The sequence below is a fragment of the Pseudomonas sp. JQ170C genome (assembly GCF_035581345.1).
GTDB lineage: Bacteria > Pseudomonadota > Gammaproteobacteria > Pseudomonadales > Pseudomonadaceae > Aquipseudomonas.
The window spans coordinates 630,193-645,736 of the sequence record NZ_CP141608.1 but is presented as its reverse complement, the minus strand read 5'-3'; the positions used below and the strand labels follow the sequence as shown (position 1 = coordinate 645,736).

9 protein-coding genes are annotated in these 15,544 nt (G+C 64.6%); 3 read left to right on the top strand and 6 right to left on the bottom strand.

Translation table 11 applies throughout. The annotated features are described in order from the left end of the window. Nucleotides 1–59 precede the first annotated feature (59 nt). Nucleotides 60–2,414, bottom strand: a complete 2,355-nt coding sequence (pbpC, locus tag U9R80_RS02800) for a peptidoglycan glycosyltransferase PbpC (protein WP_301838104.1) — start codon at nucleotides 2,412–2,414, stop codon at nucleotides 60–62. A gap of 104 nt (nucleotides 2,415–2,518) precedes the next feature. On the opposite strand from pbpC, the gene U9R80_RS02795 reads away from it, so the two are divergent. Then, nucleotides 2,519–2,812: a hypothetical protein gene (locus U9R80_RS02795; protein ID WP_133216558.1), complete on the top strand. Its 294-nt coding sequence runs from the start codon at nucleotides 2,519–2,521 to the stop codon at nucleotides 2,810–2,812. A 52-nt stretch (nucleotides 2,813–2,864) separates the two neighbouring features. Here U9R80_RS02795 and U9R80_RS02790 read toward each other — a convergent pair whose 3' ends face one another. Continuing rightward, complete coding sequence (locus U9R80_RS02790; RefSeq protein ID WP_301838113.1) at nucleotides 2,865–7,772, bottom strand: alpha-2-macroglobulin family protein; 4,908 nt, start codon at nucleotides 7,770–7,772, stop codon at nucleotides 2,865–2,867. Nucleotides 7,773–7,917: 145 nt separating this feature from the next. On the opposite strand from U9R80_RS02790, the gene U9R80_RS02785 reads away from it, so the two are divergent. Next, nucleotides 7,918–9,264, top strand: a complete 1,347-nt coding sequence (locus tag U9R80_RS02785) for an MATE family efflux transporter (protein WP_301838116.1) — start codon at nucleotides 7,918–7,920, stop codon at nucleotides 9,262–9,264. 71 nt (nucleotides 9,265–9,335) lie between these two features. Here U9R80_RS02785 and speA read toward each other — a convergent pair whose 3' ends face one another. The 4 genes from speA to U9R80_RS02765 form a co-directional block, all read right to left on the bottom strand. Continuing rightward, nucleotides 9,336–11,249 carry an arginine decarboxylase gene (gene speA, locus U9R80_RS02780; RefSeq protein ID WP_301838118.1) on the bottom strand — a complete coding sequence of 638 codons (1,914 nt, stop codon included), beginning with the start codon at nucleotides 11,247–11,249 and terminating at the stop codon, nucleotides 9,336–9,338. Between the two features lie 153 nt (nucleotides 11,250–11,402). Next, complete coding sequence (locus tag U9R80_RS02775; RefSeq protein ID WP_301838119.1) at nucleotides 11,403–11,774, bottom strand: translation initiation factor Sui1; 372 nt, start codon at nucleotides 11,772–11,774, stop codon at nucleotides 11,403–11,405. Nucleotides 11,775–11,968: 194 nt separating this feature from the next. Then, nucleotides 11,969–12,505 carry an NUDIX hydrolase gene (locus tag U9R80_RS02770; RefSeq protein ID WP_301838121.1) on the bottom strand — a complete coding sequence of 179 codons (537 nt, stop codon included), beginning with the start codon at nucleotides 12,503–12,505 and terminating at the stop codon, nucleotides 11,969–11,971. A 3-nt stretch (nucleotides 12,506–12,508) separates the two neighbouring features. Beyond that, the gene (locus U9R80_RS02765; RefSeq protein WP_301838130.1) at nucleotides 12,509–13,582 is read right to left on the bottom strand and encodes a DUF2333 family protein; all 1,074 of its coding nucleotides are present in this window, start codon (nucleotides 13,580–13,582) and stop codon (nucleotides 12,509–12,511) included. 282 nt (nucleotides 13,583–13,864) lie between these two features. Here U9R80_RS02765 and U9R80_RS02760 point away from each other — a divergent pair, with 282 nt between their 5' ends. Next, nucleotides 13,865–15,478 (top strand): response regulator, encoded by a 1,614-nt coding sequence (locus U9R80_RS02760; protein ID WP_301838133.1) that lies wholly within the window; start codon nucleotides 13,865–13,867, stop codon nucleotides 15,476–15,478. The last annotated feature ends 66 nt before the right edge of the window (nucleotides 15,479–15,544 follow it).

Sequence of the window (15,544 nt, the reverse complement as noted above, 5' to 3'; positions counted from 1 at the left end):
AGGGATGTCGAGGCGCACTCCACTTTGGCGCTATATCCAATTGAAGGCGCCCAGGCGCCTTACTCATTGACCTGGAACTCGACCCGGGCGGTGTGCCCGCTCTCGTCCAGCGCACTCAACTCAAACTGCCCGGCTTGCTCGAACCGCGCACTCAGGCGCTCCTGGCCAACCGACTCGCCCAGCGGCGCGCCATTAAGGAACCACCAGCGCTTGCCGCTGCCTCCCAGTGCCGACACCTCAAGACGCAACGGCTCGCTGCTGGCGGCCGGGCGGCGCAGCTCATCGCCCTGGCGCACACCGACAATGGACAGCGGTGGCGAGCTGGCAGGCACCTGGGGCGGGCACGCCGGATCGACCTTGGGCAGCCGCGCGTCGCGCCGCTCGACCCGCGGCAGCCAGGGCTCCAGGGGCGCGGGCCACAAGACAATTTCCCTGGGCTCGGCACCGCTACAGCTGGCATCGACCCGCAACCCCTGGCCGTTCACCCATACGGTTTCGCGCAAGCCCACGCTCAAGGGCTGGTCGGCCGCCTGCAAGGTGGGTGGCGTGGTGCCGTCCAGGGTCCAGGCAAAGCGTTGGCGCCGGCAATTGACGTCCTGCCGGGCCAGTGGTTGCCCCAACGGCCAGCAGATCGCCGCCACGCCGACATTGGCAGGTACCGCGGCCACCGGAGCAGCAATGCGGCGCTGGCTGTCGCGGTTACTCAATACATCGTGAACCTGCAGCATCAGCGGCGCGGCGGAGGCCAGGCCGAACTGCCCGGGCACGGGGGTACCGTCGGGCCGGCCAATCCAGATGCCGATCAGGTAACGCGGGCCGACGCCAATCGACCAGGCGTCCCTGAAGCCATAACTGGTGCCGGTCTTCCACGCCAGCAGCGGGCGCTGCACCAACTCGGCATGGGGGTCGCGATCCGGGCGGGCCTGGCCACTGAGAATGCGCCGGATGATCCAGGCGCTACCCGGCGACAACAGCCGGCGCTCGGCCAACGGCGCATCCGGCTGCAAACGGATCGGCGCACTCAGCCCCCCACGGGACAACGCGCCGTAGCCAGCCACCAGCTCTTCAAGGCGACTGCCGGCACCGCCCAGGATCAGCGACAGGTTCGGCTCGGCCAAGGGCGGCAGGGTCAGGGGCACGCCGCCGCTGCGCATCTGCGCGGCAAATCGCTTGGGCCCATAGGCCTCAAGCAACTGCACCGCCGGCAGGTTCAGCGACAGCGCCAAGGCGGAACTGGCCGCCACCGGCCCGCTGAAGCCCATGGAGAAATTCCCTGGCCGATAGTCGCCATAACGCCTGGGAACATCTTGCAGAAGCGATTCGGAATGGATCAGGCCATCGTCCATGGCCATGCCATAAAGGAAGGGCTTGAGCGTGGAACCCGGCGAGCGCAGTGCGCTGATCATGTCGACGTGGCCGAAGCGGCGCTCGTCGTTCAAGTCCACCGACCCCAGGTAGGCGCGCACCGCCATGTTCTGCGCCTCCACCACCAGGATCGCCGCCGAGGTGCGTTCTGGCAGGCGTGCACGCCAGCCCAGCAGCAGGTCTTCAAGGCGACGTTGCAACGAGGCGTCGAGGGTGGTGCGAATCAGCGGTGGGCTGTGTGGCCGGTTCAGGCGCCGGGCCAGCAAGGGCGCCAGGGCCGGCTCCTGCCTGGGCGCCAGCAGCAGGGGTTCCTCCAACGCCTCGCTCACCCGTTGCTGCGGCCACACCTGGTAGTCGAGCAGGCGTTGCAGCACCTTGTCGCGGGCCACTTGCGCCCGCGCCGGGTGGCGGTCCGGACGCAAGCGGCTCGGTGCCTGGGGCAACACCGCCAGCAACGCTGCCTCCGCAGGGGTCAGGTGCAGCGGCGATTTGCCCAGGTACGCCCAACTGGCGGCGGCCACGCCCTGCAAGGTGCCGCCAAAGGGGGCGCGGTTGAGGTAGATCTCCAGGATCTGCGCCTTGGACAGGTGCCACTCCAGCTGCGCGGTGCGCCACAACTGGCGCAGCTTGCCGGGCAAGGTACGCGGATGCGGTTCGAGCAAGCGGGCCACCTGCATCGACAGCGTGCTGCCCCCCGACACCACCCGCCCGCCGCGCAGGTTCTGCCAGGCCGCCCGGCCCAGCGCAAGGGGATTGACCCCGGGGTGGTGATAGAACCAGCGATCTTCGTAGGTGAGCAACGCCTGCAAGTAATACGGCGACACCTGATCGCTGCTCACCGGGTAGCGCCACACGCCCTCGGCATCGGCAAAACGCCAGAGGGGCGTACCGTCCTCGGCCAGCACGACCCGCGCCAGGTCATCGGCCGGCAGGGGCAATGGCCACAGGCGATCGGCACCCCACAGCAAGGCGCACAGCAGCAACACAGCCCCTGCGGCGGCACCCAGCCGTTTCGCCATCGGACTGCGCGGGCGAGCTAAGATGAGCATCGGGCAACCTTGTCACGGCTGGAGAACAGGGAACTGACTCGGCCAGTAAATGGCCAAAGGCTTGGCAACGGCAGACTCGCCGATTCGATCATCAGGAAGCAACTATGCATGTAGAAGGTTTTTTCGAGTGGCTTGGCCAGGCACTCGGCGCACTGATCCGCTTTGTCGTCGACGGCCTGAGCGGGTTGTTCAACCTGCTGGCCAACGCTGGTGGCAACTTCATCGATGGCCTGGCACGCACACTGGGCATGGACACCTCGCTGGTCAGCATCATCGCCCTGATCATCGGCCTGATGCTGCTGTACTCGGCCATCCGTGCCTTCATGCGTGCCTCGATCATCCTCGGCATCATCTGGCTGGTGCTGGGGTTGTGGGTGCTGAGCTGGATCATTCATTGAACAATCGCCGGGCAAGCCCGCTCCTACCGGTAGGAGCGGGCTTGCCCCGCGATCAACGGGCCTTCACCACCAACTCTCCTGCTGTCTCGCCCACCGCCTGCACATTCGGCCGGTACATCGACTCCACCTGCGGCGGTGGCACCCGGTAGGTGCCCGGCGTCACGGCGCGCGCCAGGTATAGCAAGTGGGTGGTGCCATAACCTTCAAGGTTCAGCGCCGCCACGTAGCGGTCATCGCGAAACTCCTGGTGCACCACGTTGGCGTTCTGCATCGACTCACGCCACTGTTTCACGGCGCTACTGGCGTTCTCAAGGCTGGCCGCGCTTTGCGCCAGGTTCTGGTTTTCAAGCTCCAGGCCCGCCGGCAACAAGTCGACCACCAGGGCATCCGGCACCCGCGTTGTCGACGTCAATGCCAGGTGCACCAGCACCAGGTCACCGCTCTTGAGATTACCCAGGTCCAGCGCCTGACCATTCATGCCGAGGAAATCGCGGCGAATGGTCATGCCGTTGCTGCTGGCCGCCGGGGCCTGGCGCGGGTAACCAGACACGGTCAGTTGCTGGAACAGCGTGTCGCTGCCCTGGTTCTGCACGGTCAGCGGTGAAGCCAGCAACGGGCCCTCGAGTTTCAATCCCGATTGCGCCGCATCCAGCTCGCGCACTTCACCGGCGCTGTCCAGGCGTGCCGTCCATTTGCCTTCCGGCTTGCCCAGCAGGCCACGGCCGGCGAGGAACAGCGCGTTACGCTCCTGGGTCGACAACCAGCGGCTGGCCGCCAGCTCATCCGACAGCTCGAACAACCGCGCATCAAGGGTGCTACTGGCCAGGTTGTTCTCTTCAAGCAAGGCCAGGATCAAGGCCTGGTCACGTACGGGGCTGCCGTAGTCACCCAGCCAGTCGTCGCTGCTGCGGCTGACCGCCAGGCCCGCCTGCAAGGCCTGCTCGGCCCGCGGTTTGTCGCCCATCTTGTCCAGGGCGATGGCCAGCTGTACCAGCGGCAAGCCGGAACGGGCATCGCTGCGCCGCTCGAACAGGCTGCGCAGCGCACCCAGTGGCGCCTGTTGCGTACGCGCCAGCACCAGTGCCGCGTAGGCCTGAACGGCAAAGCGGCTGTGCTCGGCGTTCTTGCTGTAGCTGACTTCGATCAGGTTGCGCTCCTGCAGGTAACGCAGCAGGCGCTCGCTGGATTTTTTCAGGGCTTCGGCCGGTACGGCATAACCCTGTTCACGGGCGCGTAGCAAAAAGTCAGTGACATAGGCGGTCAGCCAATACTCTTCCTGGTCATCCGCACTCCACAAGCCGAAGCTGCCGTTGTAGCGCTGCATGCCCAGCAAGTGCTCGATGCCCATCTCGATCTTGCGCTTGCGCACCTCGGCCGGCTCGCCGGTGATGCCCAGGCGCTTGAGGGTTGCAGCATCGGCGTAGAGCGAGGGGTACAGGCCACTGGCGGTCTGCTCCAGGCAGCCATACGGGTAGGCTTCCAGGGCGCGAATCTGCTCGGCAAGGTTCAGCGGCGGACGGCTGGACAACGCCAGCGTGGCTTCCAGACCTTGCGGCTCGAACGCGGCCAGATCGCCCTCGGGCAGGCTCCAGGGTTGATCCTTGAGCGCCACACGATAGTGCTTGAGCATGGCCGGATAGGCCGGGCGGACGCCCAGGGTCCAGTCGCGGGTAAAGGCAGCGGCCTGTTCACCCGGCAGTTGCAGGCCCAGCACTTCGACCTTGACCTTGCCTTGCCCCAGGCCGCCATTGGCCTGCACCGGCACCAGCAGCGTGACGCGCTTGCCCTGGGTCAGGTCGAGGCTCTGTTCGGCCGCGCCCAACAGGCTCAGTTGGCCTTCGGTGCTTACCCGCACCGTGAGCTTCTGTGCCTGCCCCGACAGGTTCGACAGGTCCAGCGCCAGCGTGGTGCGGTCACCACCGGCCAGGAAGCGCGGCGCCGAGAGTTCGGCAATCAGTGGGGCGGCAACCACCGTCTTGCCTTCGGCAACGCCATAGCGCTCGTCGGTCCAGGCCTGGGCCATCAGCCGCAGCTCGCCGTTGAAGTCCGGAATGTCGACGGTGGCCTCACCCTCGCCCTGTTCGTTGAGCGTCACCGGCGCACTCTGTTGGGCAACGATGGTGACGCTGGTATTGGGACGCTTGCCGCCCTTGGCCATGCCCGCATCGCCACCGAACGCCAGGCTGGCCAGACGGCCCTGCCCGGCTTCGATCAACTGGCCATAGATGTCCAACTGATCAGCGCCATAGGCCTTGCGCCCGAACAGGCCGGTGAACGGGTCCGGGGTCGGGTAGTCGGTGATATTGAGAATCCCCACGTCCACCGCCGCCAGCAGCACATGCACCTCTTTGGGCACGCTGCCGTCGGCATTGCGTGCCTGCACCTTGACGGTCAGCGGCTGCTTAGGACGCATCTTTTCCGGTGCGCTGAGCGTCACGGCCAGCTTGCGTTCGGCGCGGTCCAGCGGCAGGTGCAGGACACCCACGGCACGCTTGGGCGTGGCATTGACCTTGCGCTCGCCCGGACGGATCACCAGGGCACTCACATACAAGTCATGGCGGGCCCATTTGGGGTCGAGCTTGACGGCGAAGGTCTTGCCCTCGGCCGGCACGTCGATTTCCTGCCACCACAGCGGTCCATCGCTGGACTCGACCATCAAGTAGCCGGTACCGGCCGCAGGCGGGGTAACGGTGATAGAAGCCGTAGCACCATCGGCATAGGAGGGTTTGTCCAGTGCCAGCTTGACCTGGTCCGGGCGTACCGCCCCCCCGTCGGCATTGTCCTGGGCGCGGTAGCCGGCCCAGAAGCGGGCGCTGGAAACCAGGCCTGTCTGCGGGTCTTCGACCTCGACGCGGTACGGGCCCCATTCGACCTGGAAGTTGAGTCGCGCGGTGCCGCCCGCCTTGACGCTGACCGTCTCTTCGCTCTGGGTCAGGAATTTCTCGTTGAAGTTGTAGCTCCAGCCGTCGCTCTGGGAGTAGTTCCAGTAGTAGTCACGGCGCTCACGGATCAGGCGGACCTTGAGGTTGTCGGCCGCCAGTTTGTTGCCGTCGCGGTCGGCGACCAGCACTTCGAATTCCACCGGCCCATCGCTGTCGGTTTCTTCACCGTCGAACAGCCCGCGCAATCCCGGCAGACGCTCGGCTGGCCAGATCGGCTGCTCCAGGCGGCGGGTAATGGGACGTCCGCCAGACTCCTGCAGGCTGGCCTGCACGGTCAGTTGCAGCGGCGAGCGGGCCTCGGCCCATTTGCTCTCGATGCTCAACGTGGCTTTACCCTCGGCATCCAGGTTGACCTCCTCCAGCTCCAGGTCCTGGCTCAGCTCCTGCTCGGTGATCGAGCCGAACTGATAGCCCGGCAGCGCCGGCACCGCCTCACGCAGCGGACGAAGATAGGCCTGGCCGCTCAAGCGGTTGCCCGAGGCCGGCGCGCCGTAGAGGTAGCGGCCATCCACGTCGATTTCAGCGGTCTGCTCCGGGCTCAGGGGCGCATCGCTGCCCTTGAGTTCCAGCGCCAGGCGCTCGGGCAAGAAGTCTTCGACGAGAAACTCATAGATCTGCTTCTTGCCACCGCCCAGGTCGAACAACAACTGCCAGCGCCCGGTCGGGGCTTCGCTGGCCAGTTGCAGCGAGTACTGGTACAGGCCATTGCTGCCCGGCTCCCAGACGAACTTGCGGCTGATCTGCTCATCCGGGCGGCGCACTTCCACGGTCACCGGCTGCGGCTTGAGCGGACGACCATCCTGGTCGCGCAGCAAGCCATTGAGCAGCACGGTTTCACCCGGACGGTAGAGGTCGCGCGGGCCGAACACGAAGAACTGCAGGGGGTTGGCCTGGGGGCCGGTGATGTCGAACTCGGCCAGGTCCAGTGCCGCGTTGTTCAGGCGCAGCATCGTGGTGTGCACGCCCTGATGGGCCAACAATACTTCGGCCTTGGGCGGCATCGGCAGTTGCGCATGGCCGTCGCTGTGGGTCTTGCCCTGGCCGAGTACGCGGCCTTCGGCATCGAGCAACTCAAGGGCCACGCCGCTCAGGGCCTTGCCACCTTCCAGGCCTTGGGTGAACACATCCATGCGGTTGTGGTAGCGGTGGGCCGACACGCCGATGTCACTCAAGGTGAACAGGGTCGCCGGTTGCGAATAGTCATAGGTGCCGGAGGCGCGCATCACGGCCAGGTACACCCCCGGCTCCTGCAGCGGCTTGATGCCGGCGATCGGCAGCAGCACGGTTTCGCGGGTGTTGCGTGCGGGGTTGAGATCGAAGCGGCCGCTGTAGACCAGCTCGGCCATGTCCAGGGTTTCCTTGGACTGGTAGTAGTACAGGCTGCTGTTGCGGCCCCAGGCACTGAGGAAGGTGGCGAGGGATTCAGGCTTGATGCGGAAGAACTCGACATCGACCTTGTCGACGTTCAGGGCAATCACCGGCAGGCCTTCGGCCAGACGGGTCGGCAGCAGCGAGCCGCGGCTGGCAAAACCGATGGTGGCCTGCATGTCGCGGGTTTCCAGACGGCTCACCGACTCTGCGGCCAGACGCTTGCCATTGACGGCCTGCAGCCCGGCATCGACCGTCAGCACCAGCTTGCGCTGGGGCTCCAGGTGGCGCAGGCGCAACTCCATGCCGTTGTCGGAAAGCTCCCAGGCGCCGTCGACCTTGCCTTTGACGGTGTCGACCAGGTGCACCCGGTCGGCGATGTTCTGCTCGGCGTCCAGCGGCACCGAGAACGTCAGGGACAGCGCACTGGCGCCATCGACCTGGACTTCGGAAACATCCACCACGCTCAACTCACGACCGGCATAGCGTTGGGCCAGGGTCTCGGCACTTTCGCGCGCAGGCTTGGGCGCCGGGGCGGCTTCCTGGGTCGGCGCGGGCGTTGGCGCGGTGGCGGGCTTGTCTGGGGCAGACGAGTCGCAGGCACTGAGCAAGGCCAGCGCGCAGGCCAGCAACAATCCTTTGTTGAGCATGGAAATCACTCTTTGGCAGCGGGTTCTGAAGGGAGAACTATATATCACCCACGCAACAACCGAGCGCGGCGACGCCGAGCTCAGACCCCATTGAAGTGATTTGGTGCCCGCAGCAGCTACAATGTCCGGCTTGCCTGGAGCCGACATGTCCCGATTGCTGACCGACTGGCGCGACCGCCCGACCCACACCAAGGTCTGGGCCCTGGCCGCGCCGATGATTCTCTCGAATATTTCCGTACCGCTGGTGGCGTTGGTCGACAGCGCCGTCATCGGCCACCTGCCCCATGCGCATCAGCTGGGCGCTGTGGCGGTGGGCGCCAGCCTGTATACCTTCCTGGCCTGGGTGATGGGCTTTTTGCGCATGGGCTCCACCGGCTTCGCCGCCCAGGCGGCAGGACGCTCCGATGGTGCGGCGTTGCGTCAGGTGCTGGTACAGGGTTTGATCCTGGCGATGCTGTTCGCCGTGCTGCTGGGTGTGCTGGCCGTGCCCTTCAGCCACCTGGCGCTGCAATTGATGCAGCCCTCGGCGGCGCTGGAGCAGTCCACCCAGGATTTCTTCCAGACCCGCCTTCTGGGTTTGCCGGCAGCGCTTGCCAGCTTCGCCCTGGTGGGCTGGTTCCTCGGCACCCAGAACGCCCGCGCGCCCCTGGCCATTCTGCTGACCACCAACCTGCTCAACATCGCCCTGAACCTGTGGTTCGTGCTGGGCCTGGACTGGGGCGTGCTGGGCTCGGCCCGTGCCTCGGTGATCGCCGAATGGAGCGCGGCCCTGCTGGGCCTGGCACTCACCCGCCCGGCCCTGCGCACCTACCCCGGACACATCGCCTGGGCCCTGCTGGCCCGCTGGCAGAGCTGGCGGCCGTTGCTGGCGGTCAACCGCGACATCTTCATTCGCAGCCTGGCCCTGCAGGCGGTGTTCTTCCTGATCACCGTGCAAGGTGCCCGCCTGGGCGAATCCACGGTTGCCGCCAATGCCCTGCTGCTCAATGGCCTGCTGCTCACCGCCTATGCGCTCGACGGCCTGGCCCATGCGGTCGAGGCCTTGTGCGGCCACGCCATTGGCGCCGGCGATCGCCAGGCCCTGCGCCGCTCACTTACCGTGGCCTGCGGCTGGTCATTGCTGGCCAGCAGCGGGTTCGCCGTACTGTTCCTGTTTGGCGGGCACCTGTTCATCAACATGCAGACCGACATCGCCAGCGTGCGCGAAACGGCGTACCAGTACCTGCCGTACCTGGCGCTGTTGCCCCTGGTGGCGGTATGGAGCTATTTGCTCGATGGACTGTTCATTGGCGCGACACGGGCGCGGGAGATGCGCAACGCCATGCTGATCAGCGTGGCCATTGCCTTGCCGTTTGCCTGGCTGGCCACGGGGCTGGGCAACCATGGGTTATGGATGGGGTTCTTGCTGTTCATGGCACTGCGGGCAGTGACACTGGCGCTGATGGGGTGGCGCTTGCAGCGGATCGATGGGTGGTTCGTCAGACGCTTGTAGGAGCGGGCTTGCCCCGCGATGGCGGTGTGACTGACACACCGCCATCGCGGGGCAAGCCCGCTCCTACAACATCAGCTCGACAGGTACGAAGAGCGTGTCAGCCCCAGGCGCAATGCATCGAGGAACTGAGTCTTCTCGCGCGCCGTGATCTTGGCGCTGGCGCACTTGTCACGGTAGTGCGTCATCAACTCCTCCGGCGACAGGTGCACGTAACGCAGCATGTCCTCGATGGTGTCGTGGGTCTCGATGCCGGCGTGGTACACGCTACCGTTCGGGTTCTGGTAGATGTTCACCGAGTCGGTATCGCCAAAGAGGTTGTGCATGTCGCCAAGAATTTCCTGGTAGGCGCCCACCAGGAAGATGCCCAGCAAATAGTCCTCACCCTCGTTGATCCCGTGGACCGGCAGGCTGGTCTCGATGCTCTGCTCGTCGACGTACTGGTTGATCTTGCCGTCGGAGTCACAGGTCAGGTCTTGCAGTACTGCGCGGCGCATCGGCTCTTCGTCCAGGCGGTGCAGCGGCAGGATCGGCAGCACCTGGCCGATGGCCCAGGTATCCGGCAGGCTCTGGAACACCGAGAAGTTGCAGATGTACTTGTCGGCCAGTTTGTCGTTGAGTTCGTCCAGCACCTGGCGGTGCGAGCGCTGGCGGGCCTTGAGCGAGTTGTGCAGGCGACGGCATACCGCGAAGTAGCACTGCTCGGCCAAAGCTTTCTCGGCCAGGGTGATCTTGCCGTCGGCGTACTGGGCGGCCACGTCGCTCATGTAGTGGGTGGCGCGCCAGTAGGTCTCGGTGACCATCTCGATGTCGGTCGGGCCCAGCAGGTCAGCCAGCCATTGCACGGTTTCCGGCAGGCTTTGCTTGTCTTCGATCACCGGCACTTCGTCGTTGTGCTTCTCGACGTCGGTCACCTGCACCACCAGCATGGCGTGGTGGGCGGTCAGCGAGCGGCCGCTTTCCGAGAAGATGTGCGGATGCGGCAGGCCCTGGGCATCGCAGAACTCCTTGAGCATGCCGACCACGACACCGGCGTAGTCGTCCATGTCGTAGTTGATGGAGCTGGCGTTGCGCGAGTGGGTACCGTCGTAGTCCACACCCAGGCCGCCACCGACGTCGATGTGATCGACCGGCAAGTTGAGGGCGCGCAGTTCACCGTAGTAACGGATCGCTTCCTTGAAGCCGTGCTGATAGTCGGCAAGGTTGGCGATCTGCGAACCCATGTGGAAGTGCAGCAGGCGAATGCCCTGGTCCAGGCCGGCATCGCGGAAGCGCTGCACCACCGAGATAAGCTGCGCAGCCGACAGGCCGAACTTGGACTTCTCGCCACCGGTGTCAGCCCACTTGCTCGACGCCAGCGACGACAGGCGTACGCGCAGACCGACCTGCGGCTTGACCTTCAGCTCAGCCGCTTCTTCGATCACCAGCGCCACTTCCGACTCTTTCTCGATGACGATGAAGACGTTGTGGCCCAGCTTCTGGCCCATCAGCGCCAGGCGAATGAACTCGCGGTCCTTGTAGCCGTTGCAGACGATGGTGCCGCCCTTGGGTGCCAGGGCCAGTACGGCCAGCAGTTCGGGCTTGGAGCCGGCCTCAAGGCCGATCGACACGTTCTGGGTGGCGATGATGTTTTCCACCACCGCTTCCTGCTGGTTCACCTTGATCGGGTACAGGGCGGTGTACACGTTCTGGTACTCAAGGCGCGCGATGTTGGCGTCGAAGGCGCCGGTCAGTTGGCGCACGCGGTCTTGCAGGATGTCCGGGAAACGCACCAGCAGCGGCAGCGACAGGCCGCTCTTGCGCAGCTCGTCGACCTGCTCGTACAGGTCAATCGGCGCACTGCCTGGCCCGTTGGGGCGAACTTCGACGCGGCCGGCCTCGTTGATTGCGAAGTAACCGGCCCCCCAATGGCGAATCCCGTAAACACTGCGGCTGTCCGCAACTGTCCATTGGCTGCCATCGTCTTTGCGTGTGCGTCGTACGGACATTGAAGTCCCCTATATAAAAAGTCGAATAACACCGGCCAGCAATCGGCGGGCGCAGTGTAAAACCTGGAAATGACGATTTTCCGTGTTCAGGGATAGACCCTTCCTACGGGAACGAGTTTAGAAAGCGAACTGCAAAAAATCGCGATGCGGTCTCTAGCCGCCGGACTTTTTCGCTTTGAAGCCTTGCTTGATCAGCTCTGCCAACAATAGCTCGACGTGATCGCCCTGGATTTCGATGACCCCGTCTTTCAACGCGCCGCCGGTACCGCAGCGACGCTTGAGCGTGGCGGCCAGTTCCTTGAGCTGTTCCAGGGGCAGCGGTACACCGCTGATGGTCGTCACCGTCTTGCCGCCACGGCCTTTGCTTTCGCGGCGCACGCGAGCAATGCCATCGCCTTCGGGGATGAGCGTCTGTTTGCAGATGCAGGCATCTATGGGTTTGCTGCAGTCCGGACAATGCCGACCTGCATCAGTGGAGAACACCAGGCCACCGAGGGCGGCGAATGATGCGGCTTTCTTGGCCACTTTTGATCCTCGTAAGGTGAGGACAAAAACTGGTCGACGCCCCGGGCAGGGTACCGACCGCGAAGCCCCACTCTGGCAGGGGCAGCGCAACTGCCACACCAGGGTGCGGCAGCCTTAAAAGGCCGCGCAGTGTAACGATAAATGCCGCGATTGCTAAGTACAAAACTGCGCCATTTTGCACAGGTTTAGCGACGTCAGGCTTGACGGTCGATGTAGCGCTGCAGGGCAGCCAGCGAATCGGGGCAATACGGCTGCTGCCGGCTGTCGGCCAGGGCCTGTTCGAGGGGCAGAAAGCGCGCTTCGCTGACCTCCTCCGGCTGCAGGCGCAAAGGCCCGTCCCAGACGGCCGAAAACACCGCGCACCAGAGCCGGTTGCCAGGCTGGTCGAAGAAGAAACGTTCGTGGAAGGTCAGTTCGACCCCGGCCACACCCAGTTCCTCTTCCAGCTCCCGGGCAGCGGATTCGGCAAAGCTCTCGTCGGCCTGCACCATGCCGCCGGCGGCTACATCCCAGTAACTCGGATAGATCGCTTTGCTTTCCGTGCGCCGGTGCACACACAGCTCACCGGCCGAGTTGAACAACAGGATGTAGGTACCGCGACCGATCAGGCCCTTCTCGCGCAGCTCGACGCGGGGCAAGGCACCCAGCGGCTGGTCGTGTTCGTCGACCCAGGCGATCAGTTCGGCGTCGGAGGCAGCGCGATGCGCCGCCTCTTGCTTGGAGATGGCCATCGATCAGCCCTGGGACAGCAGCTGGCGCAGGTCGATCACTGCAGCGTTGGCGCGAGAAATGTAGTTGGCCATGACCAGCGAGTGGTTGGCCCACATGCCGAAGCCACTGCCATTGAGCACCATCGGGCTCCACAGCGGCTCCTGGGATGCTTCCAGTTCACGAATGATCTGGCGCACGCTCACGGTGGCGTTCTTCTTGGCCAGTACATCGGCGAAGTCGACTTCGATAGCGCGCAGCAGATGCGACAGGGCCCAGGCCTGGCCGCGGGCTTCATAGAAGACGTTGTCGATCTGCAGCCATGGGGTTTCGACCACTTCCTCGTCCAGCTGCGGCGCCTGGCCTGCAACCACGACTTCGGTCTTCAGGGTGCTGTTGAGCTTGACCCGGCCAACACTGGCCGACAGACGCTGCGACAGCGAACCCAGACGGGTGGCGACATCGCCGAGCCAGTTGTTGAGGTTGTCGGCACGGGTGTAGAACAGCGCGCCCGGCTGGTCGGGTGCGGCCAGACGGTTCTGGTAGCGGGTCAGGGAGTTGATGCCTTCCTGGAACTCGGACTCGCTCGACGGCAGGATCCAGCTCTTGTTGTCGAAGTTGAAGCGCGGCTCGGCCTTGGCCAGGTCCGCGTCTTCAGCGGACTGCGACTGCGAGCGGGCGAAGTCCTTGCGCAGGGCGCGGCTCAGGTCGCGCACCTGAACCAGCACGCCGTACTCCCAGCTGGGCATGTTGTCCATCCACAGGCCCGGCGGGAAGCGGTCGTTGGAGATGTAGCCGCCCGGCTTGTGCAACAGGGTGCCGGCAACGGTCTTGAGGGTTTCGACCGTGGTGTAGCCCACCACCATCTGCTTGCCGGTCTGTTCGGCGGCGATCTGGGCGTTTTGCTGGACGGGGAACAGGTCGGGCTCTGCACTCCAGTACCAGCCCAGGCCCGCGCACACCAGCAGGTAAATGCCGATCAGCGAACCCAGGGCGCGGCTGAAAAACAACCCGCCAAAGTAACTGCGGGTAGCGGCACCGCGGGGTTCGACCCGCTCGCGCGCCTCGGCTTTGCCTGTACGGTTTTTCCAGTCCAGCATGGCGTTGTCCTTTATGTCACGTCGGTTCAAGGGGTTCGACCGCAACCCCCGGGCTTCGTGCCAGCGCTGTGCGAGCTTTGTGCTGCGCACCGCCTGCCGGGGTGGGCAAGTATCACAGCACTATAAATCAAGCGCGCCGGTTCGCATAAGCGACTAGCGGGTCGGCAACTGAATAAACAGACTTGTACAGTAAATTGATACAAGGCACTCGATTGTCCAGTAAGTGGTGCTAGCATAGAGCCATCACTCGAACTGCCTCACCCTCTTATAAGTAGTCAGGACATGACCGAGCCAGAAGACCCCAGTCGTGAGCGCCTCAAGCAACACTTTGCCCAACGGGTCATTCATCAGGCTCGGCAAATACTCGAGATCTGGCAACGCCTGCAGCGCAGCGAGTGGTCGACGAGTGACCTCGGTGAACTGTGCGAGGCCAACCTGCGCCTGCAGCGCTACGCCGAGCGTTTCGAGCAACCGGAGCACAGCCTGCTGGCTGAAGCCATCGGCCAGACCCTGACAGCCGTCGAAGCCAACAGCGCGCGCCTGAGCAGCCCGCTGATCAGTGAACTCAACCGCCTGATGCAGCGCCTGTCACGCACGGGCCTGCGCCAGGGCGACCAGCTTGAGCAAGTGCCCCTGCCGCCGCTGCGCAAGCCGGTCTACATCATGCTCCAGGATCACGATCGGGCCGAGCGCCTGGCCCAGCAACTGGAGTTCTTCGGCCTGGGTGTACAAGCCTTGTACAGCGCCGATGCCTTTCGCGCCTCAATGAGCGAGCGGTTGCCGTCGGCCATCGTCATGGATGTCGACTTCACCGGCACGGGCATCGGCCTGCAACTGGCGGCCCAGGCCCAGCAAGGCCTGGAGCAGCGGGTCCCGCTGTTGTTCTTCAGCCTCGATGAAACCGACACGCCAACACGCCTGGCCGCGGTGCGCGCCGGTGGCCAGGAATTCCTCACCGGCACCCTGGAAGCCTCCAGCCTGCTGGAAAAGGTCGAGCTGCTGACCAGCGTCACCCAGTACGAACCGTTCAAAGTGCTGATCATCGACGACTCCCGGGCCCAGGCCATGCACACCGAGCGCCTGCTCAACAGTGCCGGCATCGTCACCCGGACCCTCACCGACCCGATCCGCACCATGGCCGAGCTTGCGGACTTCCAGCCCGACCTGATCATCCTCGACATGTACATGCCTGACTGCACCGGCACAGAGCTTGCCAAGGTCATTCGCCACAATGATCGCTACGTCAGTGTGCCGATCATTTACCTGTCGGCCGAAGACGACCTGGACAAACAGCTCGATGCCATGAGCGAAGGCGGCGATGACTTCCTGACCAAGCCGATCCGCTCGCGCCACCTGATTACCACCGTGCGCAACCGCGCCGCCCGCGCCCGCAATCTCAAGGCGCGGATGGTGCGCGACAGCCTGACCGGCCTGTACAACCACACCCACATCCTGCAACTGCTCGAAGACTGCAGCTTTCGCGCACGGCGCGAAGAACAGCCGCTGAGCTTTGCCATGCTCGACATCGACCACTTCAAGAAAGTCAACGACAGCCACGGTCACCCCATGGGCGACCGGGTGATCAAGAGCCTGGCCCTGTTCCTCAAACAGCGCCTGCGCAAGACCGACTTCATCGGCCGCTACGGTGGCGAAGAGTTCGCCATCGTCATGCCCAACACTGACCTTGCCGCCGCACAAAAAGTGCTGGATGAAATCCGACGCCGCTTCGCTGAAATCCACTACCCGGCCCAGCCCCGGGACTTGTCGTGCACCTTCAGTGCCGGCGTTGTGCAACTCAAGGACGGGCACGACGCCTTGAGCATGGCCACCGCCGCCGACATGGCGCTGTACCGGGCCAAGGGCGCCGGACGCAACTGCGTGCTGCGGGCGGACTGATCAAGGCAAAGTGCCACTTTTTTAGCCGGACGGTCTACTTCGTCATAACCCGGTCATAAAAACGCA

Coding starts and splice junctions, on each gene's coding strand:
- U9R80_RS02770 (WP_301838121.1), bottom strand. CDS start 12,505: ATGGCCATCTCCAAGCAAGAGGCGGCGCATCGCGCTGCCTCCGACGCC.
- U9R80_RS02765 (WP_301838130.1), bottom strand. CDS start 13,582: ATGCTGGACTGGAAAAACCGTACAGGCAAAGCCGAGGCGCGCGAGCGG.
- U9R80_RS02790 (WP_301838113.1), bottom strand. CDS start 7,772: ATGCTCAACAAAGGATTGTTGCTGGCCTGCGCGCTGGCCTTGCTCAGT.
- U9R80_RS02760 (WP_301838133.1), top strand. CDS start 13,865: ATGACCGAGCCAGAAGACCCCAGTCGTGAGCGCCTCAAGCAACACTTT.
- speA (WP_301838118.1), bottom strand. CDS start 11,249: ATGTCCGTACGACGCACACGCAAAGACGATGGCAGCCAATGGACAGTT.
- U9R80_RS02785 (WP_301838116.1), top strand. CDS start 7,918: ATGTCCCGATTGCTGACCGACTGGCGCGACCGCCCGACCCACACCAAG.
- U9R80_RS02795 (WP_133216558.1), top strand. CDS start 2,519: ATGCATGTAGAAGGTTTTTTCGAGTGGCTTGGCCAGGCACTCGGCGCA.
- pbpC (WP_301838104.1), bottom strand. CDS start 2,414: ATGCTCATCTTAGCTCGCCCGCGCAGTCCGATGGCGAAACGGCTGGGT.